A 23,472-nucleotide genomic window follows, 5' to 3' on the forward strand; every position below is an offset into this window, starting at 1 on the left:
CTCGCAGCGCATAACGTCGAGTCATTATTTCTCTATTTGCTTAATCATCCCAAGCACCACTGACTCCAGTTTACCTAATTGATGACACGCCCTAAAACCATGTACCAATCAGGACGCTTGTACCACAAAGGATGGCGGGGATCGTAGTAAAGATTTAAGTCGCTAGCAAGCAAAATTTCCTCAGATGGATAAGCAAGAGGCTGACAAGTCTCACTGAGTAAATCTGCCTGAATTCGGTGAAATTCATCTGGGAAACCTGATTCCCCCACTAATTCACTGGGTAAATCATACATCGTAGGCATTGTTTCTTGTGGCGGACGGGGTGGATCTGTTTGATACATGATTACTACCTTTGTTGCTGAACTCAAGCTATCTGAAACAACTCTCTTGGATGTTTGACGACAAGCAGCTTTGTGTCTAGACAAATTTTCCGCCTGCGATCGCTGTCGTTCTTGTTATAACCATCATTGAATCTCAGAAGTCATTAGTCATTTACTATTCTCCTTCATCTTCCCCAGTTCCCTTATCTTCCACTGAATTTATGAGAGCAGAGTCACGGATTCCGCTACACTGAGACTTGGTTTATCTGAATTGTAATCAGGCATGGAAATCGGACAAAAGGTTAAAGTCTATCGTTTGCGCGATCGCGTTTCTCCCCCAGTTGTAAAAAAACTCGGACAAGTGGGTATTATCCAAGGCTACAAAGTCACCGATGGTGGTGGGATCGGTGTAGTGGTGCTGTTTGACGATAATTATTCCACTTGGTTTTTTGAAGATGAAATCAAAGCTGTGTAGTTGTAAAGAACTCAAATCCGGGTTTTCTTTGACTCTGAATTTGAAGGCACAGGTTGAGAGTCTTTGTTGAGTGCTAAGTTGGAGTGGAAAAGATCGGCGGTGAAAATAGGAATCAACTAATGGCTCTAATATTGACATTTTTGGGCAAAGGCGGCACCGCTCGTACCAAAATTGCGATCGCCGCCGCCAAATTATTGGCAAGTCAAGGCAAACGCGTACTCCTCGCAGGACAAGCAGAACCAACATTGCAAATCCTGCTGGGCACCCCCATTGCTGCCGATCCCCAGGAAATCGCTCCCAATTTGCAAGTAGTCCAGTTTCAAGCATCTGTACTACTAGAACGCAACTGGGACGAAGTGAAGAAACTTGAGGCGCAATATCTCCGCACGCCCATCTTCAAAGACGTTTTTGGTCAAGAACTGGTAGTATTGCCGGGGATGGACAACGCCCTGGCACTGAATTCCATCCGTGAATATGATGCCAGTGGCAAATATGATGCGATCGTCTACGATGGCACGGGCGACTCTTTAACGCTGCGAATGTTGGGTTTGCCAGAATCTCTGAGTTGGTATGTCCGGCGATTTCGGCAATTATTTGTCAACTCCGATTTGGGGAAGACGATTACTGAATCACCCTTGATTCAACCTCTGATTGGCAGTTTTTTCAATATCAACTGGACAGCAGATAACTTTGCAGCGCCCACTAACCAAGTCAATAATTTTTTAGAAAAGGGGAGAGCTGCTCTAGCCGATCCCAAACGTCTCGCGGCTTTCTTAGTGACTACAGGAGATCCAATTGAGGTAGCAAATGCTCGTTATTTGTGGGGTAGCGCTCAACAAATTGGTTTAACTGTCGGTGGTGTTCTGCTTATGTCAACTGAGAAAAATGCCAACTTATCAGAGGAATTTATACCTCTACCTGTCAGCGTCGTTCCCGACTTAGCCACAGGTGACTGGCAACCACTGATAGACGCTCTTCCCAACTTTGAAGCACAAGCTTTACAGGCTCCCAAACCAATTGAAATAGACATCCACAATCGTCAAGTACGCTTATTCTTGCCAGGATTTGACAAAAAACAGGTCAAACTTACCCAATATGGGCCAGAAGTCACGGTAGAAGCAGGAGATCAGCGGCGCAATATTCCCTTACCCTCGGCTCTAAGTGGCAGACCCGTTGCTGGAGCCAAGTTTCAGAATAATTATTTGATAATTTCGTTTTAAGTTATGGGAATAGGGCATGGGGTATGGGGCATGGGGAATAGGGAATAGGGAAGAAACTTAATCCTAATGCCCAATGCCCAATGCTCAATACAAGTCTTGGAGAGGCTGCGCCAACGGCTTCTCTACGAGACGCTAGGCGTTAGCGAAGCTTTCGCTTTAGCGATACGCTCAGTACAAGTGCCCAATGCCCAATTAATCAGTAAAAATTATGTCAGAATCAACTCCCATTACCCCAGACCCTAACCCATCTGAAGCACTAGACTCAGTAATAAATAATCCCAATGAGCAAGCGAACGCATCTGCCGATCGCAGTGCGAAAACTAGGCAGCTGTTGGGGATGAAAGGTGCATCTGCTGGGGAAACTTCAATCTGGAAAATTCGTTTACAGCTAATGAAGCCCATTACCTGGATTCCCCTAATTTGGGGCGTAGTCTGTGGTGCGGCTTCTTCTGGGAACTATACTTGGACGCTGGAAAATGTCTTGAAGGTAGCAGCCTGTATGTTACTGGCTGGGCCATTGATGACAGGTTACACCCAAATTCTCAACGATTACTACGATCGCGAAATCGATGCCATCAATGAACCTTATCGCCCGATTCCCTCTGGCGCAATTCCCTTACCCCAGGTAATTATTCAGATTTGGGTATTACTGATTGCTGGCTATGCTTTGGCATTTGTGCTAGATGTGTGGTCTGGTCATGAATTCCCGACAATTACAGCGATCGCGATTATCGGTTCTTTCATCGCTTATATTTATTCTGCGCCTCCACTGAAACTCAAGCAAAACGGCTGGCTAGGCAGCTACGCTTTGGGTGCAAGCTACATTACCCTACCTTGGTCTACAGGACACGCTTTATTTGGCGAACTGAATTCCACAATTGTGATTTTGACAATGTTCTACAGCTTGGCTGGATTGGGTATTGCCATTGTCAATGACTTCAAGAGTGTAGAAGGCGATCGCCAGTTAGGATTAAATTCACTACCTGTAATGTTTGGCATCACCACCGCAGCATGGATTTGTGTGGTGACAATTGATGTCTTTCAAGGGTTGATTGCAGCTTATCTTGTCAGCATCCACGAGAATTTGTATGCAGCAATACTAGTACTGTTAATCATCCCGCAAATTACCTTGCAGGATATGTATTTCCTACGTGACCCCGTGAAAAATGATGTTAAGTACCAAGCCAGCGCCCAACCTTTCCTTGTTCTGGGAATGCTCGTCACTGGTTTAGCCCTGGGTCATGCTGGCGTTTAACTTATACGTCTATAGTGAGAAGTTAGGAATTAGGAGTTAAGAGGTAATATACTTTTAATTCCTAATTTGTATAAGGACATACTGTGTTAAAAGTGATATTTTTCCTCCTTCATGGGATTCAACCTTTGTTAATCCCAATATGCTTTATCACTGCTTGGACTGTAACTATTCTCGTTGTTTTGAGTCTCTGGACGGCGGCGCGAGATAGCGTGGCTACAGCCAAGCAAATGCATCAAATCCCCTGTACTGGCTGCCAATTTTTTACTGACAATTACCGTCTTAAATGTACTGTACGCCCATCTATTGCCAATACAGAAGAAGCGATCGATTGTCTTGACTATCAACCGAAGACGAATCCTTATCTGTATTAGGGCAATGAGAGAGAATAACTCCTAACTCCTAACTTCTAACTATTGACCAATCTCTAACAATATCTTTAAAACACCCCGACTCTGAGCGTGTTCAAAAGCTGCAAGCCCTTCAATAAGAGGGTAGGTGGCATGAATCAGGGGTTGCACATCCACTTTTCCTGTGGCTAGTAGCTGGAGAGCTGGAGTAAAGGGGCCACAACGGGAGCCGATGAGGGTGATTTCATCCACTACTAAAGAAGAAGCATCTAGGCTGAGGTTGCCAGCATAAGTACTTTTCAGTACAAGAGTACCACGGGGACGTAGGGCGCGGCGGGCGATCGCAAATCCTTCTGGATTGCCAGTACATTCTACTGAAATATCGAAATATCCATCTGTAACAGCCTCGGCTAGACTCGTTTTTATCCCCCGTGCTTCTAAGTTAGCCAGTTTGTCTTGATGACGCCCCACAGCTAAGAGTTCACAGCCAGTTAGAGCTAGTGTCTGAGCTACTAACTGCCCTAGTTTGCCATCTCCAACCACTAGCACCCGATGGTTTGGATGTAATGGCACTTGCTGCTGAATTTCCAAAGCTGCTGCTATCGGTTCAGTAAATGTTGCTACTTCTGTCGGCACATTATCGGGTACGAGATGCAGGTTCTCCACCGGCAAACAAAGATATTCACCAAAGGCTCCGTTGCGGTTGACAATACCCAGAACTGTACGATTTTCGCAGTGAGTTGGTTGTCCACTACGACAAAACCGACAATGCCCACACACAGCGTTGATTTCTCCAACTACGCGTTGGTTAACTAAGTGTTCTGGCCCTTGTTCAACAATACCGACAAATTCATGCCCCAAAATACCAGTGTAAGGATAGTAGCCTCTGAGTAATTCCAGATCAGTGTTACAGATACCTGCACGCAAGACGCGTACCAAGGCTTCTCCTGGTGGCGGTTCAGGAACGGGAATATCTGTACGTAATTGCAACTGGTTGTTTTCGAGCCAAAGTCCTTTCATTTCTCTTCACATCCTTTGCCTAATTATGTTGTCATACCACTTTGAAAAATGTTTACAAATATAGAGACCTACATCTATACCGCCATACGCACACTTATATCTCTGTAGAAGGTATTTCTTTAATTTTGCTTACATCAACTTTGCTTAACCAAGTAACTAAGTCGTCTGAGCCAAGTGCAATCTCACTTCCCAAAGTTTTGATATAAAGAAGTCCGTCACTGATAATTAAATCTCTAATTGGGTACCATGAATCTCGTGTTCTAATCAGAAGTTCTAACGGAATCCCTTGTCTTGAACTATGCTTGCAATATTTCCACCAGGCTCGCCATAGAATGACACATTTAGTACAGTTCATCTGATAGCCTTTGGGAACTTCGCAGTATTGATACTGATAGAAACCCCGACTATCAACTTCTCCTTTGAGGATATAACTATATTCTGCTAATGCCTGATTTATCAATTCCCACTGGGTTGATTTTGGAGAAATCGAGAATTCAGATAAGGTGTTAGATAGTTGAACAGTGGCAATTACGCCTTCAGATTTTGCTGTCAGTTGGTTGATTTTATACACTGTTTGCGCTGTCAAAACAGGATTTGACAACAAAATATCTTTTTTCTGAATAGAGTTTTGCACAAACTCTCGAATTAAATCTAGATTAGACAACATAAAATTTTTTATACTAAATTAACCAGTGTAATGAAAGTCACAACACTACTTAAATTAATAACTACACTGGTTTTGCACTTAAATCAGGATTATTACCAGCTTTATTTATACTCAATTCTTTGTTTAACTAGGGTTTTGTTAAGTTTAATATCGGGTATGCTATTGTCCACTAGGCTAGTTGACAAAATCACTGGTTTTAGGTTTACAATCTGCAAATTAAATTTTTACGCCTTCGAGAAAAGGTTGAAATACCGAAATTAATTCGGGACGACTAACCACAAGGGTGGGAAAAGAGCGATCGCTATAATCTTCTCCGGGTGACAACGGAAACGGTTCTGACTTCAGTGATGACCAGACCCCACCAGCAGCCTGGACAATTACCCAAGCCCCGGCTATATCCCAAACTTTTGGTGTCGCCTCAATTCCACCGAGAGTAGCCCCAGTGGCAACTGTCAAAAAGTTATAGCTAGCTACACCCAACATCCGAATTTTGCAGGGAAAACCGTTTTGGATAACTGCGGTGCTACGAGAACAGAGGTTAAAAAAGTGATTGTTGCTGGGACTATCAATACTGGTGTGGATGGGGTGGTGATTGAGAAATGCTCCTGTAGGTGTTGCTAAACCAGATGAACCTGCCCAGAAACCATGAAAAGCTTGATTCAGGGTCGGTGCGTAAACATACCCGAAAATGGGTGTACCTCGATACAGTAAACCCAGAGATATTGTCCAGATGGGAATACCGCGTGTAAAGTTGGTTGTACCATCAAGAGGGTCAATTACCCAACACCACTCAGTACCGGGAAATAACTTATCGCTCTCTTCGCTCAAAATGCCGTAACCAGAAAAATTAGAAGCGATCGCATCCCGAATTTCCCGATCTGCCCATTTATCTGCTTGCGTCACCAAACTACCATCAGCTTTTTGGTCAGCCTGTACTTTCCCAAAATCTTGCATTAGCTGCTTGCCCACTCTGGTAGTGGTAGTTTGGGCAAAATCAAGAATTGTTGTCCAAAAATCATTCATTGGTTATTAGTCATTAGTCATTTGTCATTGGTCATTGGTCATTTGTCCCATGCCCAATGCCCAATGCCCCATCCCCTATACAGTTAGTCTAGTTCACTTTCTAAAACTGAAGCGATCGCTTGCTTGGTACTTGTTTGAAATTCTGTGATGTTCACCCGATTTAGAAACCAAATCGACAGCACCATTCCCACGGCTTCTAGAACAAATACCAGTCCATAAGCTAGTTCTAGGCTTGGTAGCAGCTTGCGTCCAATATCCAAAACTGTACCTCCGATTACCACCGCGATTCCTCTAGAGATGGACTGCGCTAATCCCCATGCCCCAATAAAGGTACCTGCGGCTTCTGCTGCGGTGAGATCCAACATCAAGCTAATTGCTGCTGTAGTTAAGAAACCTGCGGCTAAACCGAAAAAGAACAAACCTAGTTTGAGAACCGCTGCATTAGCTGTGAATCCTGATATACCTAGTAATATTGCACAGAATGCTACCAACATACAGCCTAGACGTGCAGTTCTGCGCTTACCCAAACGCGGGACAATATAAAAGCCAGTAACGCCGTAGGCAATCAGCAAACCCGTTCCATAAAAAATATTTAATTTGGTACTTTCCGCTAGGGGCATTTTAAACACTTGACCCGCATACGGTTCTAAAATTGGGTCTTGCATAAACAAACTGATAGTCATCACCAATAAAAAGGTGAAAAACACACCTGTTTGTGGGCTAGCTGTCAAGATTTTCCAAGCATTGCCTAGAGTAATGCTGTCTTCCCGGTTCACCAGTGTGGAACGGGTTGAGTATTGGGAGTACTTTTTTTCTACGCCGAATGTGGCTGCGATCGCTAAACCAAATACAATTGCTGGGACAATCAAAAACAATCTGTTGATTGCTGGCTGCAAGCTTTCTATGGAAACGCCTAGTGTTAATGGCTGTAGTAATATGCTACTAATAATCGCCCCAACAATAATCCCCACCATCAGCATCGACCAAACCACACCAACTACTTTAGAACGGTTATCTTCTTCAGATATATCCACCAACAAAGCAGCAAAAGCAGTACCGCTAGCGCAAATTCCTAGACCATATACAGCGAAAACAATAGACAGAAGCGCTGTCCAGCCAATTGTTTGGGTTGTCCATACCCAAGTACCCGTACTATTTCCAGCAATATTAAGCTGCCATATCACTTGTATAGCGAAAAATGCTGCGATCGCAAATATTGCCGCGCCCACCCAAACATAAGCTGTACGGTGGTATCCCCATAACGGCTTGGCATCGGAAATCTGTCCGAACCAGACACGCGAAGGAGCAACAAATAAAGGCAGTGCTAGAACTACTGATACCAGCGTCGCCGGAATTGCTATTTCTTGAATCATGACTCTGTTGAGTACCCCCAGAGTCAAAATAGACATCATGCTCAACCCCATCTGAAATAAACCTAACCGGAACATGGTCAGCAGGTTTACCCTTGGCACAGATAGGGATTTTGTTTTGGTATCAAATACTTCACCGCTTGCCATAGCTATTTTTTCGTATGCTTTATAGGATTTAATCTCTCTCTCTTTAAATAAAGATAAACCCTACCCGCTTAAAATCAGCGAACGAAAAGTTGAAGTTGGGATTTGGCAAGCAATTATACACCTCAATTAGGGTATGCTTCAGCCAAGTTAGGATTAATTTTTAGGGCTTGGTTGTAATCTGCGATGTCTACGACGGGCTACGCCTACGCATAACCAGAGAATTTTAGGATGAAGTAGTGAAACGAGACTCAATTTACTATCAAATTTTTAAGCGTTTTCCTGGGTTACTTTTTGAACTGATTGATGTCCCTCCTCCTCAAGCACAAAACTATCGATTTGAATCACTTGAAGTCAAAGAAACGGCTTTCCGCATCGATGGTGTGTTTTTACCTCCAGAGGGTGCAACATCCAGAGTTATCTTTTTTGCTGAAGTTCAATTCCAAAGAGATGAAGCCCTCTACCATCGGTTCTTTACCGAGTCGCTGATGTACCTGAACCGGAATCGTTAATCGCCGTTTATAAGTTTTCTTCGTTGAGTAGAGAGGAAGTTGAAGCTATGCTAGGACTTACTTTGGAACAAACAAGAGTTTATCAGGAAGCGAAAGCCGAGGGTCGAGAAGAACGGGAAGTTGAAATGTTGAAACTTACCATACCTTTGTTACTAAAAACAGGGATGAGCGTGGAGCAGATTGCTCAACACCTCAATGTTGATATAGAAGCTGTCCAGATTGCCGCACAGTCAGGCACATAGAATGGACATTTAATTAATTACTAATTCGTAATTCGTAATTCGTAATTTTTGGGTTTCATTCCGCAACTCTACCAGATGCACTCGCGTTTGTGTATACGTGGCTTTGTTTCAGTCGTGTCCTGTAAGCATAACTGGATAAAACGCTGCTGGGTATTAATAGGATCTAAGTGAAATAGTTGCCTACTTCTACTTGTACTGCTAATACTGGTGTCATAGTTGGCGATCGCCATATAGATGTATCATTGACATCCAACCATCTCAAACTTTACTAAGGTTATCAGGGATATGGAACAAATATTAAACGAATACTGTAAACAATTTAATCCTGGGCTACTTCTCCTGAGTAGGCCGACTGGTTCTGGTAAAACATATACTGTCCTCGAGTTTATTTATTCTAATCACGAGGAATTTGCTGCTCAAAATAGAAAAATACTATTTATTACCAACCTCAAGAAAAACTTGCCAATTAACGAACTCAAAGAGCGTTTTATTGCTGACGGAAAGGAAGATGATTTTGACAAACATGTTCTTTTTATTGATTCTAATATAGATACTGTTATTAAAAATCTACTCGCTATTGATGATGAGATTCCTGATCAATTCAAGACAGAAATTTATAAAAAATTAAAGTCTTACATAGAAATACTCCAAAATCGTCAACTTCCCAAAGAAGTTAAAGATAGCTGGGAAACAGAAATTCGCAAAATTATTGAGCCTAAATTCCGAAAAACTATTATAGAAGCATTGAAAAATAATTTCAAAGCAAAAAAAGACCGCATTTCAGCTATAAAAAATGATCGAGAATATCAATGGATTGGAAAATTATATCCCGCAGTATTTACAGATGAAAAAACTGTTTTTTTCCTTAGTATAGATAAGTTCGTCGCTAAAAATACGACACTTGTTGAGAATTCATATTATTTTAATGAGCGGTTTATTGAGAAAGCACTTATTTTTATTGATGAGTTTGATACTACCAAAGAAGCTGTACTCAACAATATCATTAAATCAGGCTTGCAGCATCGAGTGGATCTTCTTGATTTATTCTTGAATATTCATAACCATCTTATGCCAAATGAATGTCCTGAACTGCTTATTAAAGAATCTGAATGGTTCCAGAAAAAATCGGACGGTAAAAATTGGTTATCCCCACGACAACAGATTGAAACCTTTCGAGAGAAAGCTAATGACATATTTACCACATATAAATTACAACATACCTGTAAATCTCATGAAGACTTTTCTACAAATAAAAGGAACTTTCTGTTTTATGATTACCAATTCCATAATGTCCTAGATCGTCATCAGCGTATCGAGATTATTGAAGATTCACAAACCCTTACAAATTGGATTAAGGCTTTTGATACTAAAACAAAAAAAACTGGTGTCGATATTCACGAACTACTGAGTAATATTACTGGGTTTTTAACCTACTTTCAGACAGGAATTAAGTATTTAGCCGATAACTATCGTCATTTGAAAAACGAAAATAAGAGCATTAACGAAGCCTTTTCCCTTGAATTTGCTGTTAAGAGCATTCTTAATCATTTTCGCCTTGATGATAGAGATGTCGAATTTTTAACTAGTAAAATTCTAGAAGATGACTTTTCCTATGGCTTGGAAACTGACAAAGGAACAATCCAGCGCCAGGGGTTTTATGATACAGGCTTTCGTTACCACGATATCGTCGATAGTAATGAGCATGATACCTTATCGAAAATATATATGTTCAACTTCAGCCGTACACCCGAATCCTTTTTAGCTGGAGTTTGCTCAAAGGCTATGGTAGTCGGCATTTCTGCGACTGCTGGACTTTATACCAACATTGGAAACTACGATCTTGAATATCTGAAATCCCGTTTGGGAAATTCATTTATACGTCTTAAAGAAGATGCTATTATCAGGCTCAAAAACGCATATTCTGAAGCAACCAAAGGATACGATCAAGTTGTCATAAAAACTGAATTTATTGGAACAGATTCGCAGAAGGAAGCAATCAAACAGCTTGAAGAGCTTTTGCGTGACCGAGAAGCAGCACAGGCTTTATGGAACGATCTTCGTCATAAAAATACTGATGATGATGAGAAGAGTCTTGAATTCTCATTTGGCCGTTATGTGAGAGCGTTGACTGCATGGAAATATTTTCTGGATCACCCTGATTGTCATGCGTTTCTGTGTCTGTTCACTAAATTACCACAGCCTTCTGATCCAAAGTTCGACCTAAATATATTATATGAGTACGCGAAATTACTATTGGATGACAAGAAAGATGTCATAGATGGTAGTGTAGATGATACGATTTTCCTGCTTAGGGGAGAAAACTTTGACGAAAATAAAAAGAAACTGCTAAATGAACTGAAAGATAACAAACGCCGATTCATTATTTCTACTTACCAAACAACTGGAGTTGGACAAAATCTACAATTTCCTATTCCTTCTAACCTAGAGCCAATACATATTAACAGCTTTCCCAAGCATTCAGATATGGATATTAATGGTATTTATCTAGATAGCCCAAGAAATCTGCTTGTAAGTATTTTTGAGAGTAATCTCAAAGATGATGATTTTATCAAATACATTTTTCAATTGGAATTTCTTCGTGAAAATGGGGCTTTTTCCCTAAACACATTTAAGAGCAAGTTGGATGAAGCCTTTCATAGATATATAGGAAGATATAAGCCTAAGCGAAAGGCTGAGGACTTCATCAGCTTATACAATACAGGTGCTTATTCACTCTTCTTGAATAAAATAATTATTCAAGCCATAGGTCGGATATGTCGAACTAATATGAAGGCTCCAACAATCCATATTCTTGCTGATGCTTCAATGCGAAAACATCTAACCAGATTTTCTATACCAGAAGATGTAATTCCTGTTCGTGAATATACTGTTCTCCTGGAATTAGCTGGTGAATCGACTAAACAATCTGAAGATTTAATCGAAGCGCAAAACCGTGCATCCAACAACAGCAATCAGAGTTCTGCTTATATACGCCGCCAACTGAAAACGCCGTGGACACCTAAGACTATTAAAGAATGGCAGAATCTTAGAGAGCAAGTTCTCCGCCAACCCGCTATTGCCAAAGAGTCAGAATGCAATCTGAACTGGAATAGTATTATTTACCTTAAATTTCTAAAAGCTGTCTCTTCATATCATTATTTAGAAGAATATGACTATAGTGAAACTCAAGTTTTCTTTTCTGAGGAATACGGAAAAAAAGAAGTCAAAGAAGTGAGTGAAAAAACTGCTCGTCTTTCAGATTTAATGAGAATCGATATCCTACATAAATTGTTCCTTGATTCTGGCTGGGCAACAGCATTCCCTGAATCTGAACTTATGCTGACACCTCCAATGTTCAACAATATTTATAAAGGGGCGTTAGGCGAAGTATGCGGGAAACATATTTTTCAAAGCCTCTTAAATATTGACTTGCTAGAACTGGATGTGGATGAATTTGAATGCTTTGACTTCAAAACTGAGCAGAACATTTATATAGACTTCAAGTTATGGAACGATCGGGTTGCAGTACCAGCTGATGAATTAATTGATAAAATCCGTGAGAAAATGGCGATCGTTGGGGCAGATCGGGTTTTTGTGATTAACATTCTTGGTACTTCAAATACAGCTTTTCGTCCAATTATCTCATCTGACAGGAAAATCATCGAAGTTCCTTATCTTTGTAAAAACGATAAAGTGGACAATAAAGCAATTAAATTTATTCTGAAGGAATTTCATAAATGAGCATTTTTACGAATCGTCTGAATATCAGTTTTAATATTGATGCTATTCAACAAGATTTTGAGTTTATTCGATTAGAAAGACAACAAAATGGTAAATGGTATGGAGCTAGAGAATTAGATTATCTTCTTGGTAAAGATTTCAATGCTTCTGCTGTCATGTTTCAGTATAGTAAATATGCTTATGCCATGTTTAAGAAACCACTTGATGTTTACCAACTTATCTCTAAAATTAGGGAAAATGAGGAATTCAAAGACGATGCTGTTATTGAAGTTACTCCGAAAGCTATACTTGCAGGTTCTGAAGACTGCATTTGTGAAGAATGGCTAGCTCAGATTTTATTAAACTCGCTTTCATCCTCTAGATCGCGTTTTGCTAAATATCATTATTGCAACCTAACCGGATCATTGTTACTTGTACGAGATTTTGAAGGCAAAAACAAAGACTATATTGATGTAGCAAAAATTACTCTAAAAAAGGGGTACTTGCTAGAGATTAAAACTGCTCGTCACCGAACAAAAATTTCTATTCTTACAGAGCTAAAAAATACTGTTGATAATAAACGCAAACAGGAACTTAAAAATGCTCTTGATAAGCCTAATTATATATTTGAAGCATCAACTGGAAGTCTTCGGAGACATTTACCGCGTGATGGTGAAATTGATGCAAAAACAATATATATCGAATGTGGTTTAAAAGGTAAAAAAGCATCTACTCCATTTCTGGACTTTGGGAGTATTGATAATTTTTACAAAAGTAGCGCTGGTGTTTCTCACCATATCATGGTAAGCATTCACGAACATCTATCGAAATACATGGATGTTAATTTTTGTTGCCGTGAAATTGACGACAACTTACCACTTACAAGCACCTTGCTTAAAAGTCCAAAACAACTTCACTCAAAACTTGATGGTCAGGCAATACATATAGTTGATAGAGTCAACGATGAAGAGTCTGCTTATTTAGTAATGACACTGAAACAATTGCTTCTTCCTTATATCACTGATGAAAACTTAATTACTGTTGGTAAACGTGATAAAAGAGACGCTCTAAATTTTAGAATTATTCATGATGCCGACTTTTATGAAAAGATGGGAGAAGAAGACGAATATCTCCCTTCAACAAATGAATTCCGGCGGCAGCACCTCACAATTGAATCAAGCATAAATGTCTCTGACGCTATTGTTAAAACAATTATAAAAGAACAGCTTATAAAGCGTGATATTAGCTCTCGAACATTGAACCTGTTTGATTGGGCTAAACTTGAATTAAAAGGAGTTTGGACTTTTGCTGCTTGGGATGAAGAGAGAAATCACGTTATTTTTATGGAAATCCAACCAAATGGTAATTTTGAATTTTATGAAATAGAAGACCGAGGCATATTTAACTGGGAAAAATTTGACAAATACAAAGATGCTATGATAGATAGTAGCTCTGGGGATAAAAGCAGGACATTGGAAGGTCTTGTTATTTCTGATACAGGTGATATAAATCAGATATTTCGTAGCGATGAAATCACCATTCCTGAGCTTTCTAAAATTGAAGCTATTATCAACGAAGTCGAAACTGAGTTTCCTGAAAATAAGCGAAGTGGAAAGGCTTTGGCAGGGTTGATACAAGAATTTATGGCTGAAAGTTCTAGCAAAGATAATGAAGAACTTGTGAGATTTTCCGATGAATTGGAAATTTTGGGTAGCAATGAACTAGACAAAAAAAGCTTCAAAAAACTTCTGAATGAAAGGCTAGGAAAGAGTTCAAATATTTCATCTGAATTACGGAACTATCTTCTAAACAAACATCACATAAGGCTGATTTTTTCAAAACAGAAGGAAAACCTCGAAGATTTATTTGACGCTTCTCTCAATATAAAATATTTCGGCGAAACTGAAAAAGAAGCATATTATTTCGTGGGAGATCAAAATGTAAAAGATTATTCTTTCAAAGATGCCTGTCATCTCCGTAAAATCCTTGCAGTAAAGGACTCGAAACTGATATTCAGACAACTCCTTCAAACTATGGATGTTGATTTTGTCCGCACAGGGCAAAGTACCGTAATCCCTTTTCCATTTAAGTATATTAGGGAGTATAAAAATTTTGGCGTTGCTAAATGACTGTATGAATCCGTATTCATCAGCTGCAATAACTATTAGTTTGACACATTCTACTTATGTTTCATTAAACCCCAATACACGGAGAAATATTTTCAAATAAACCCAATAGTAATGCTGACTAGAGTTATCGTATTGTTCTGTAACTTTATCGGACGCAATCAAGCCACATAAAAATATCTATGTGAAAATGTGGTTTTAACTACCCTATTACATTGAATTAGTAAGATAAACTTGCCGTATGTATGTCATCAAACTACTTAGCTTCATCCAGTAACCAAAAAGGCATAAACAATGACTAAAGAACCAGTCAAAGTAATATTATGGGAAGAAAATCAAAAAGATTTTCTCAAAAAATTCTACGATCTTCAATTTACTCCCAGAGTAGGAGAGGAAGTTTACCTAAAAAAAGAAAGATGGAAAGTAACCAGAGTTGAGCATGATGTAGAAATTAGTGAGATTAATGTCTACATGGAATTAATCAAAAAAGCCAAGCAGGATAAATCATCTAATTCATAAATACAAGTAAATACACTCAACTATAGCAATCCTATTTGATTTGTGAGAATTGCGACCCGCAGATCCCCGACTTCTCGAAGAAGTCGGGGATCTTGTTTATGCGCGTTTGATTCAGGTTTTAAATCTTTATGCAAGGTGCGATGTCTATGACGGGCGTAGCTGCGACACCACAAGATTTGCAGCCAAGTGGTGGCGATCGCACCCAATCTTATCTGTAACGATACACTATAAAAGTAAAGAAATGTAAATAAATCAAATTTTGCAACCGTGGAAAACATCACATTGGGGCAAAATGGCCCATCTGTTACACCCTTGTGCATCGGCACTTGGGCTTGGGGTGATAAACTATTTTGGAATTATGGCGATCGCTACGGCCCAGAACAGTTACAAGAAGCCTTTACAGCAGCCTTAGAAGCTGGTATTACCTTCTTTGATACTGCCGAAGTCTACGGAATGGGACTATCAGAGAAATTTTTGGGACAATTTCTGCAACAGACACAACAACCTGTACAAATCGCCACAAAATTTGGCCCCCTACCGTGGCGATTTACAGCCCAATCCGTCTCGGATGCTTTAACAGCCAGCCTCAAACGCTTGCAATTAGAGCGAATCGCCTTGTATCAAGTACATTGGCCTTTTGCCTTCTTTTTAAGTCAAGAAACTTTGATGAATGCCCTAGCGGATGAAGTGAAGCGGGGCAGAATTGCCGCAGTTGGTGTAAGTAATTACTCAGCAGAGCAAATGCGAGACGCGCATCAAATATTAGCGAACCGTGGAGTGCCTTTGGCTGTAAATCAAGTACGCTATTCTTTACTCAGTCGCCAAGTTGAAAGTAAAGGTATTATCGCAACTGCCCGTGAGTTGGGTGTGACTATTTTGGCTTATAGTCCTTTAGCTCAGGGATTACTCACTGGCAAGTACAGTATTGATAGTGCTGAAACCCCCACTGGTGCGAGGAAAATAGACTCGCGATTTAAGAAAGAAGGTCTACAAAAAATTGCCCCAGTTATATCTTTGCTACGCAATTTCGGGCAAAAATACGATCGCACTCCTGCCCAAGTTGCTCTCAACTGGTTAATTGCTCAGGGGAATGTTATTCCCATTGCTGGGGTGAAGACAGCCGAACAGGTACGGCAAAATGCTGGTGCTTTGGGCTGGAAATTGAGCGACGATGAAATTGGAGAGTTAGAACTAGTTAGTCGTCCTTGGCTGTAAAGACGTTGCAGTGCAACGTCTCTACTCAAATACAGGAGGCCAAATTTCTGACACTACTAGCTCCCAACCTGGTAGTAAGTCTGGTAGTGTCAGTTTGTCGTTGTCCTGCAAAATTATTGGTTCTTGGTTGAGTCGATAAACTGTGAGCGTCAATTTGTCAGGATCAATCAGGATACCAACCGTAGATCCAAGTTGTAGGAATAGCTGAATCTTTTCTACCAGTGGTTTGATCCGGTCTGACTTAGATTTTATCTCAACCATCAAATCAGGAACCAGTTCCACAAAGTCGCGCTTGCTTATTTTAAGTCTATCAGCCCGAACAAAAGATACATCGGGAGCGCGGAGATTTCGTTTTTCATTATCAGTTTCTTTCCCGTTTTCAGTTTCTAATGTCGGCAAAATAAAACCAGCGCTAGAACCCGTTACCCGTCCTAACCTCTGTGGGCGTACCCAGTTGCCCAGTAACCTAACTAACTCAGCACCTATTTCCTCTGACTCATAATCTGATGGCCCCATAACAACTATATTTCCGTCTACTAGCTCTATCTGCCATTCTGGATGCTCTGCTTGTAGTTGCTCTAAGTCTAGGATAGTGAACATAAGACCACGAAGAATGCATCTATAATTTATCTTCCTACAAACTAGTAGAAAAAATTACCCAAAAAGCCAAAAAGTCAAGAGCCAAAGTCAAAATCTTGACTCCTAACTCTCAACTCTCCAATTTTAGGTTTGGATTTTGGATTGAAGAAAAAACCTCAAATCTAAAATCCAAAATTGATTAACTTCTAACTCTTGACTAAGAAGCTGATTCTCTAGCTGTCGGTGAACCTATCTTTTTACTAGGGGATGCAGAAGACTCGTGTCCACTTGTCCGCAGTTTTGGCTTGGGAGAAGAATGTCTTTCTTCTCCATTGCTGCTATCTGATTTCCACGCAGCACGGGGGCGATCGCTAGAAGATTCACGACGCTTACCGAGTCTTGGTTTGGGAGCAGAAGATTCTTCTTGGGGAATTTCCACGTCTGAACTCAACCAAGCGGGACGAGTTTGATCGTAAGCGATTTGTAGTGCAGCTGCGGCGATCGCTTGAGCATCGTATTCTTCAATCAATTCGCTGACAATGGGCAAGAATGAAGCCAAACGCTCACCTGTCAAAGCTTCCCGCACCAGTTCTTGCAATTTCAGAATGTGTTTTGCTTCAATCTGGGCGCGTGTGGGAATCGTCAGCACTTGCCAATTTTGGCGGTTATGACGTTCAAATGTTTGCTGTTTGCGCCGCTCAAATGGTTGAACTAAAGAGATTGCTGTTCCTTCTTTACCAGCACGACCAGTACGACCAATACGGTGGACGTAGGTTTCTACGCTATCGGGTAAGTCGAAGTTGATTACATGGGAGAGTTGATCGACATCTAACCCTCTTGCTGCAATGTCAGTTGCTACCACCCAGCGAACTTGACGGTTACGGAATCTGATTAATAAGCGTTCCCGCGCTTGTTGGGACAAGTCACCGTGGTATTCATCTACACTGTGACCAGCACCTTGTAACTGACTGGTGAGTTCGGCGGCGGTGCGTCTGGTGCGGACGAAGATTAAAGCTGTTTCTGGATCTTCCATTTCCAGAATTGGTTGTAAAGCTTTGGCTTTTGTCCAGTGGCGGGGGATCAGATAAGCTACTTGATTAATCTTGTTAGGAGCGGCTTTTGGCTGCTCAACGGTGACAGTTGCAGGCGATCGCAAGAACTTGTTCACCAACATCCGAATTGATGGTGGCATTGTTGCCGAGAATAAAGCTGTTTGGCGATCTACGGGCGCTTGCGAGAGGATTTTGATCACATCGTCGATAAAGCCCATGCTCAACATTTCATCGGCTTCATCTAACACAAACCACTTCACTTGATCGAGCTTTAAACAGCCGCGATCGAGCAAATCGATTACCCGTCCGGGAGTGCCCACAACCATGTGAACGCCACGTCTGAGTTGTAACATTTGGCGGTCAATTGATTGACCTCCATAGATTGCTAACACCCGCAATCCTTCATTACCGATAAATTGGGCGATCGCATCGTGAACTTGCATCGCTAATTCACGAGTCGGTGTTAAAACTATGGCTTGTACGGCTCTTTGATTGATATCTAGCCGCTCTAAAATTGGCAGTGAAAATGCTGCCGTTTTGCCTGTTCCAGTTTGAGATTGACCGACTACATCACGACCGGCTAGCAATTGGGGAATTGCTTGCACTTGAATGTTAGTTGGTTCGGTAAAACCGATTTTTTCTAGTTGTTCGACACGCTCTTGGGAAATTCCTAATTCTTGAAATGAAAGAGTCATTAATTCGTCCTAAATTTTATGTAAGGATTTTTGGATTAGTCATTTAGTCATTAGTTATTTAGTCATTAGTCATTAGTCATTAGTTATTGGCTACTAGTGAGCCAAGGGCGATAGCGCAGCCTCAAGCTATGCCAACGAATCCGCGAACTTCAGGTAAACCCTCACGAAAACTGCCATTAATGCAGCGTTGACCTCAGAATAAGGGTGAATCTGGAAGGGTCATTTAACAATAGACTTTGGACAAAAGACAAATAACAATTTAGTTATTGACTACCTGACCATAGAGGTCGTATGTATCAGCGTGGTGAATCGCTATTGGCACGATGGTTCCTAATTTTGCCTGGCCTTTGACATATACCAGACCATCAACCTCTGGGGAAAATCTACCTGAACGACCTATTAATTCACCACTTTCAGGATTTTCTTGCTCAATCAGGACATCAACGATTTTGCCTACTTCCTGTTGATTTTTCTTTTGGGAAATCGGTTGCTGGATTTCCATAAGTTGGTATCGGCGCTCGTCCATCACCAATTGGGGCAACTGATTTGGCAACTTGTAAGCTGGGGTTCCTTCCTCAGAGGAAAAGGTGAAGACACCAACATGATCGAATTCATGCCTTTGAACAAACTCTAATAAATGCTCAAAATGCTCGTTTGTTTCTCCTGGGAAACCAACAATAAATGTTGTCCGCAATACGGCTGTTGGTAGCGCCGTTTTGATGCGATCTATAATCCCATCATTTACGCGTCCTTGCCAAGGACGATTCATGGAGCGGAGAACATCTGGATGAGAATGCTGCAAGGGCAAATCCAGATAAGGCAAGACGTTGGGTGTTTCTTGAATCGCCGCGATCACATCTGGGGTCAGTCCCGTGGGATAAGCGTAGTGCATTCTGATCCACGGTATATCTACTTTCCCCAAAGCGCGAAGTAATTCGGCTAATTTTGGCTGACCGTAAATATCTAGACCGTAGTTAGTGGTGATTTGGGAAATTAAAATAATTTCCTTTACCCCTTGACTAACTAACTGCTCCGCTTCGGCGACGATAGATTCTATAGTACGCGATCGCTGGTTCCCTCGAAGATGAGGAATTATACAAAATGCACAACGATAATCACAACCTTCGGCAACCCGGAGGTAAGCAACGCCCTCTGTTGTAGTGCGATAGCGCGGTGTAGTTTCGTCGGCAATGTAGGTTGGCTCTATACTAACCTGTTTGACCCGCTCGCCAAGTTCAACACGCTCAATTACATTAACAATTTTGTGATAATCGCCTGTACCAACCACCGCTACTGCTTCAGGTAACTCCTCCAAAAGTTGCTCTTGGAAGTGTTGCGCCATACAGCCAGTGATTACGATCTTTTTATTTGCCTCTGCCAGTTCTACCAACGTTCTGACAGATTCTTGCCGGGCCGCTTCAATAAAACTACAAGTATTAACAATAACGTAATCTGCTAACTCTTCATTTGTATCTACACCGTAGCCTGCTTCTACGAGCAGTCCTAGCATGTGTTCTGTATCAATTCGATTTTTCTCGCAGCCCAGATGAGAAATGGCAATCGTTGGCTTGTCACCCATATTTTGAAAATATCTTCATTTTTTTTCTTGTAATCAACATTCTGGCGTTAATTTCGCTTTTTTCCGACCGCTATCCTTCTAATAACAGCACGTTGACAGATTTTCACTGTCAGCAACTGTCCGTAGAATTATGACCCTATCAATAATAAAAATAGAGGTCATGTTATGATATTTTTATCAATCTGTTCCCCAGGGTAAATTGAAGTGTCTTTGGGTACATTTGACACTTGTAATGTTTTTTAACAATTCGCCTATTCGTATTTTACATTACCACAGCGTGTGCGTTGTTAACCTACCCATCGGGAAGCCGCCCAAAGGGCTTGTTGTGAGAAGTCGCTACCCTCAGGGAAATCGACGAAAGCGACTACGCCTATAAAGCAGTAATGCTAACCTGGCGATTGGCAAGTCCTACGACAGTGCGCGGACAAGACGCCTAAACCACGGAAAGCTGCCTTGCGTCTAGTGAGTGGCAAACTCCTCTTGTAGCCAGGTTTTATCTTAACATATCTTATGGGAGGTTTCACGCCAATTTCCATCTGAGGAAAGAGGCAATAAACCGACTATCATAAAACACATTTGACTAATTAATGGAAAGTCAAGAGTCAAGGGTCAAAAGGAGCCAGTCACGTGCGGGGTTTTCCCCGTTGAAGAGCCACCCCTGTAAAAAGGTTCCCGACCTTAAGAGGAGTGACGTTGAACTGGCGTTCAATAGTCAAAAAATTCTGGACTCTGGACTCCGCGAGGCGGATTAAAGACGTGGACTTATATCAGATATTTAAAACTCGTTCCCCAATTATTGGCGTGGTTCACCTGCTACCACTGCCTACCTCACCCCGTTGGGGAGGTAGTTTAAAAGCGGTGATTGCTCGTGCCGAACAAGAAGCCGCAGCCCTAGCAAGTGGAGGGGTTGACGGTCTGATTGTCGAGAATTTTTTCGACGCGCCGTTTACCAAAAACCAAGTCGATCCAGTGGTTGTGAGTGCCATGACCATTGTGGTGCAGCGGATACAGAATTTGGTGACTTTGCCGATAGGTTTAAATGTTTTGCGAAATGATGCCAAAAGTGCAATAGCGATCGCTAGCTGTGTACAGGCGCAATTTATCCGCGTCAACGTCCTCACAGGGGTGATGGCAACTGACCAGGGATTAATTGAGGGAGAAGCCCATCAACTACTCCGCTATCGACGGGAGTTGGGCTGTGATGTTAAAATCCTGGCCGATGTGTTGGTGAAACACGCCCGTCCTTTGAGTTCTCCAAATCTTACAGTCGCTGTGAAAGACACTATTGAAAGGGGTTTAGCAGACGGAGTGATTTTATCGGGTTGGGCTACTGGTAGTCCTCCTAACTTAGAAGATTTGGAACTTGCTTGTGGTGCAGCAAATGGCACGCCAGTGTTCATCGGGAGTGGGGCTAATTGGGAAAATATTGATACATTGATGCAAGCAGCAGATGGTGTAATAGTTTCCAGTTCCCTGAAACGTCATGGACGCATAGAGCAACCAATTGACCCAATTCGTGTCAGTCAATTCGTAGAAGCTGCCCGTCGCAATTGGAACTCCAAAGGTGAAAGCAAATCAGCAGAACAAGTGAAGTTACATTCTTAATTGGGGCATGGGGCATGGGGAATGGGGCATGGGAAGAAATAATTAATGCCCAATGCCCAATGCCCAATGCCCAATGCCCATTAACCAATAACAATTTATGATTCGCCGTCGTTCTACTCCTTGGATTCATAAATGGTCACGTCCATTGATTGCCGCGATCGCTGGATGTGGTGCTCTGATAACAGGTTATCTCACCATAGAAAAGTTAACCGGAGGCAGTGCCGCTTGTGTGGCACAGGCTGGTGCTAAGGGCTGTAATGATGTGCTTTCCAGTCCTTGGGCAACGGTTTTTGGTCAGCCATTAGCTTTGTTTGGGTTTTTGGCATACACCAGTATGGTGATATTAGCTTTGGCTCCCTTGGTATTCAATTCAGGGGAAAACAATAACCGCAAACAATTGGAAAATTGGACGTGGTGGCTGCTGCTGGTAGGTGCGATCGCTATGTCTGTCTTTAGCGGCTACCTAATGTATGTGCTGACATCTCAAATCAAAGCGATTTGTCCTTACTGTATCGGTTCAGCTTTATTCTCTGTGAGTCTTTTGGTACTAACAATTATCGGTCGGACTTGGGAGGATATTGGACAAATCTTGTTTACTGCCCTGATTGTCGGGATGGTAACGCTGATTGGTACTTTAGGCGTTTATGCTGGTGTGAATCAATCAGATGTGACACCTGGAACTCCTGGACAACCCACTAAAATTACCTTTACTCCCAAGGAAAACCCCAACCCAGCGTTCGGTTGGGAAGTTACCACAACTTCTGGTGAGGCAGAAATAGCCTTAGCACAGCATCTAGGGAAGGTAGGTGCAAAAGAATACAGTGCTTATTGGTGTCCTCACTGTCACGAACAAAAGCTGCTTTTTGGTAAAGAAGCTGAGGAAATAATCAATAATGGTATTAAGGTAGAGTGCGCTCCCGATGGACTCAAAGCTCAACCAGAAGTGTGTAAAGCCGCAAAAATTGAAGGTTTCCCCACTTGGATCGTTAATGGTAAAAGCTATAGCGGAGTCCAAAACTTAGAGGAACTAGCGAAAGTTTCTGGTTACACAGGACCTCGTAACTTCAAATATTTCAAGTAATTGCCTTGAGTTAGCCTCTGCCGCGGTTGCCAATTGGGAAGGCTACACCTACCTAGTGCTACGGTGTAGTTCACAACCTATACATAGTCAACTGGATGAATACAGCAAAGTCTGTTTCCAGTTGGCTTTTTTGTTTTTGGTAATAGATGATAAATGTTGTCCAATACTCCATTACCAATTTTCCTGCGGCTTTTATCCGCCAACACTTGAAGCTGAAGGAAATTAATCAAGTATATTTACCCTAATACAATGTATATTTTAATTTCTTTTTGCAGCATTCGGGAGCCACCTTGGGATGTAATCATGTCAGCGCCGAACCCAAAGGTGTGTCTGTTGGAAGTTACCGTAATTCTCAGTAAAATATTCAATTAGATCGTAAATGTACGAGTTTAATGAGTAAGCTTTACCAAATAAGGCTTTGGACGTTAAATTCACTGAACTCACTTTCAACAATATTTCTTAATTGGTGCTGATAGCCACAAAAGCCCCAGTTACCGTTTAGTCAGATAATTGGCCTCAATATATGGTAATACATCACAAATACCACGATATCTTGAAGAACCTTGCTGAGTTGAAAAAACTCTTAGAAACTCTATTTAGTTCCTGCTTGAGCTATGTTAGTCCGATAGTTAATAGCTTAGAACTTACGCACTGTACAAATTTATTATCTTGTGCATTAACAAAAATACCTTCTTTCAAACCAAAG

Annotated in this window: 17 protein-coding genes and 2 pseudogenes; 11 read left to right on the forward strand and 8 right to left on the reverse strand. The window is 41.4% G+C overall.

What is annotated here, in order from left to right; all coding sequences use genetic code 11:
* Positions 1-89: 89 nt before the first annotated feature.
* Positions 90-341 (reverse strand): annotated as a pseudogene (locus V7K84_RS32305) (hypothetical protein); the annotation flags it as partial.
* Positions 342-603: 262 nt separating this feature from the next.
* On the opposite strand from V7K84_RS32305, the gene petP reads away from it, so the two are divergent.
* From petP to V7K84_RS32325, 4 genes are all read left to right on the forward strand, one after another.
* Complete coding sequence (gene petP, locus V7K84_RS32310; RefSeq protein WP_099103983.1) at positions 604-795, forward strand: cytochrome b6f subunit PetP; 192 nt, start codon at positions 604-606, stop codon at positions 793-795.
* 119 nt (positions 796-914) lie between these two features.
* A complete protein-coding gene (locus tag V7K84_RS32315; RefSeq protein ID WP_334844329.1) occupies positions 915-2,015 on the forward strand; it encodes a Get3/ArsA fold putative tail anchor-mediating ATPase NosAFP in 1,101 nt (366 codons plus the stop codon).
* A 208-nt stretch (positions 2,016-2,223) separates the two neighbouring features.
* On the forward strand, positions 2,224-3,270 hold the full coding sequence (gene chlG / locus V7K84_RS32320) for a chlorophyll synthase ChlG (protein WP_334844331.1): 1,047 nt from the start codon (positions 2,224-2,226) through the stop codon (positions 3,268-3,270).
* 83 nt (positions 3,271-3,353) lie between these two features.
* A complete protein-coding gene (locus V7K84_RS32325) occupies positions 3,354-3,641 on the forward strand; it encodes a hypothetical protein (protein WP_334720770.1) in 288 nt (95 codons plus the stop codon).
* A 39-nt stretch (positions 3,642-3,680) separates the two neighbouring features.
* On the opposite strand, the gene V7K84_RS32330 is transcribed toward V7K84_RS32325, so the two are convergent.
* The 4 genes from V7K84_RS32330 to V7K84_RS32345 form a co-directional block, all read right to left on the reverse strand.
* Positions 3,681-4,637 (reverse strand): MDR/zinc-dependent alcohol dehydrogenase-like family protein, encoded by a 957-nt coding sequence (locus tag V7K84_RS32330; RefSeq protein ID WP_334844334.1) that lies wholly within the window; start codon positions 4,635-4,637, stop codon positions 3,681-3,683.
* 94 nt (positions 4,638-4,731) lie between these two features.
* On the reverse strand, positions 4,732-5,304 hold the full coding sequence (locus V7K84_RS32335) for a hypothetical protein (protein ID WP_334844336.1): 573 nt from the start codon (positions 5,302-5,304) through the stop codon (positions 4,732-4,734).
* A gap of 216 nt (positions 5,305-5,520) precedes the next feature.
* Positions 5,521-6,327: an inositol monophosphatase family protein gene (locus V7K84_RS32340; RefSeq protein ID WP_334844339.1), complete on the reverse strand. Its 807-nt coding sequence runs from the start codon at positions 6,325-6,327 to the stop codon at positions 5,521-5,523.
* Between the two features lie 83 nt (positions 6,328-6,410).
* Complete coding sequence (locus V7K84_RS32345; protein ID WP_334844341.1) at positions 6,411-7,844, reverse strand: BCD family MFS transporter; 1,434 nt, start codon at positions 7,842-7,844, stop codon at positions 6,411-6,413.
* A gap of 236 nt (positions 7,845-8,080) precedes the next feature.
* Between V7K84_RS32345 and V7K84_RS32350 the strand changes: the two are divergent.
* From V7K84_RS32350 to V7K84_RS32370, 5 genes and pseudogenes are all read left to right on the forward strand, one after another.
* Positions 8,081-8,595 (forward strand): annotated as a pseudogene (locus tag V7K84_RS32350) (DUF2887 domain-containing protein).
* 285 nt (positions 8,596-8,880) lie between these two features.
* Positions 8,881-12,336, forward strand: coding sequence for a hypothetical protein (locus tag V7K84_RS32355; protein WP_334844343.1), 3,456 nt, complete (start codon positions 8,881-8,883; stop codon positions 12,334-12,336).
* On the forward strand, positions 12,333-14,444 hold the full coding sequence (locus V7K84_RS32360) for a hypothetical protein (RefSeq protein ID WP_334844345.1): 2,112 nt from the start codon (positions 12,333-12,335) through the stop codon (positions 14,442-14,444). The genes V7K84_RS32355 and V7K84_RS32360 overlap by 4 nt, the downstream gene beginning before the upstream one ends.
* A gap of 291 nt (positions 14,445-14,735) precedes the next feature.
* Entirely contained in the window at positions 14,736-14,960 is a 225-nt protein-coding gene (locus V7K84_RS32365; protein ID WP_292715583.1) for a hypothetical protein, read from the forward strand.
* A gap of 267 nt (positions 14,961-15,227) precedes the next feature.
* Positions 15,228-16,175 (forward strand): aldo/keto reductase, encoded by a 948-nt coding sequence (locus tag V7K84_RS32370; protein ID WP_334844347.1) that lies wholly within the window; start codon positions 15,228-15,230, stop codon positions 16,173-16,175.
* A gap of 21 nt (positions 16,176-16,196) precedes the next feature.
* Here the strand turns inward: V7K84_RS32370 and V7K84_RS32375 are convergent, their stop codons facing one another.
* The 3 genes from V7K84_RS32375 to rimO all read right to left on the reverse strand — a co-directional run bounded on the left by V7K84_RS32375 (position 16,197) and on the right by rimO (position 20,080).
* Complete coding sequence (locus V7K84_RS32375) at positions 16,197-16,775, reverse strand: Uma2 family endonuclease (RefSeq protein ID WP_334844348.1); 579 nt, start codon at positions 16,773-16,775, stop codon at positions 16,197-16,199.
* 196 nt (positions 16,776-16,971) lie between these two features.
* Positions 16,972-18,501 (reverse strand): DEAD/DEAH box helicase, encoded by a 1,530-nt coding sequence (locus V7K84_RS32380; protein ID WP_334844350.1) that lies wholly within the window; start codon positions 18,499-18,501, stop codon positions 16,972-16,974.
* A 259-nt stretch (positions 18,502-18,760) separates the two neighbouring features.
* The gene (gene rimO / locus V7K84_RS32385; RefSeq protein WP_094352114.1) at positions 18,761-20,080 is read right to left on the reverse strand and encodes a 30S ribosomal protein S12 methylthiotransferase RimO; all 1,320 of its coding nucleotides are present in this window, start codon (positions 20,078-20,080) and stop codon (positions 18,761-18,763) included.
* Positions 20,081-20,836: 756 nt separating this feature from the next.
* Between rimO and btpA the strand changes: the two genes are divergently transcribed.
* On the forward strand, positions 20,837-21,685 hold the full coding sequence (gene btpA / locus V7K84_RS32390; RefSeq protein ID WP_334844387.1) for a photosystem I biogenesis protein BtpA: 849 nt from the start codon (positions 20,837-20,839) through the stop codon (positions 21,683-21,685).
* Positions 21,686-21,782: 97 nt separating this feature from the next.
* A complete protein-coding gene (locus V7K84_RS32395) occupies positions 21,783-22,766 on the forward strand; it encodes a vitamin K epoxide reductase family protein (RefSeq protein WP_334844352.1) in 984 nt (327 codons plus the stop codon).
* The last annotated feature ends 706 nt before the right edge of the window (positions 22,767-23,472 follow it).

Source organism: Nostoc sp. (genome assembly GCF_036917315.1).
Taxonomy (GTDB): domain Bacteria; phylum Cyanobacteriota; class Cyanobacteriia; order Cyanobacteriales; family Nostocaceae; genus Nostoc.

Coding starts and splice junctions, on each gene's coding strand:
- petP (WP_099103983.1), top strand. CDS start 604: ATGGAAATCGGACAAAAGGTTAAAGTCTATCGTTTGCGCGATCGCGTT.
- V7K84_RS32315 (WP_334844329.1), top strand. CDS start 915: ATGGCTCTAATATTGACATTTTTGGGCAAAGGCGGCACCGCTCGTACC.
- chlG (WP_334844331.1), top strand. CDS start 2,224: ATGTCAGAATCAACTCCCATTACCCCAGACCCTAACCCATCTGAAGCA.
- V7K84_RS32330 (WP_334844334.1), bottom strand. CDS start 4,637: ATGAAAGGACTTTGGCTCGAAAACAACCAGTTGCAATTACGTACAGAT.
- V7K84_RS32335 (WP_334844336.1), bottom strand. CDS start 5,304: ATGTTGTCTAATCTAGATTTAATTCGAGAGTTTGTGCAAAACTCTATT.
- V7K84_RS32340 (WP_334844339.1), bottom strand. CDS start 6,327: ATGAATGATTTTTGGACAACAATTCTTGATTTTGCCCAAACTACCACT.
- V7K84_RS32345 (WP_334844341.1), bottom strand. CDS start 7,844: ATGGCAAGCGGTGAAGTATTTGATACCAAAACAAAATCCCTATCTGTG.
- V7K84_RS32355 (WP_334844343.1), top strand. CDS start 8,881: ATGGAACAAATATTAAACGAATACTGTAAACAATTTAATCCTGGGCTA.
- V7K84_RS32360 (WP_334844345.1), top strand. CDS start 12,333: ATGAGCATTTTTACGAATCGTCTGAATATCAGTTTTAATATTGATGCT.
- V7K84_RS32365 (WP_292715583.1), top strand. CDS start 14,736: ATGACTAAAGAACCAGTCAAAGTAATATTATGGGAAGAAAATCAAAAA.
- V7K84_RS32375 (WP_334844348.1), bottom strand. CDS start 16,775: ATGTTCACTATCCTAGACTTAGAGCAACTACAAGCAGAGCATCCAGAA.
- V7K84_RS32380 (WP_334844350.1), bottom strand. CDS start 18,501: ATGACTCTTTCATTTCAAGAATTAGGAATTTCCCAAGAGCGTGTCGAA.
- rimO (WP_094352114.1), bottom strand. CDS start 20,080: ATGGGTGACAAGCCAACGATTGCCATTTCTCATCTGGGCTGCGAGAAA.
- V7K84_RS32395 (WP_334844352.1), top strand. CDS start 21,783: ATGATTCGCCGTCGTTCTACTCCTTGGATTCATAAATGGTCACGTCCA.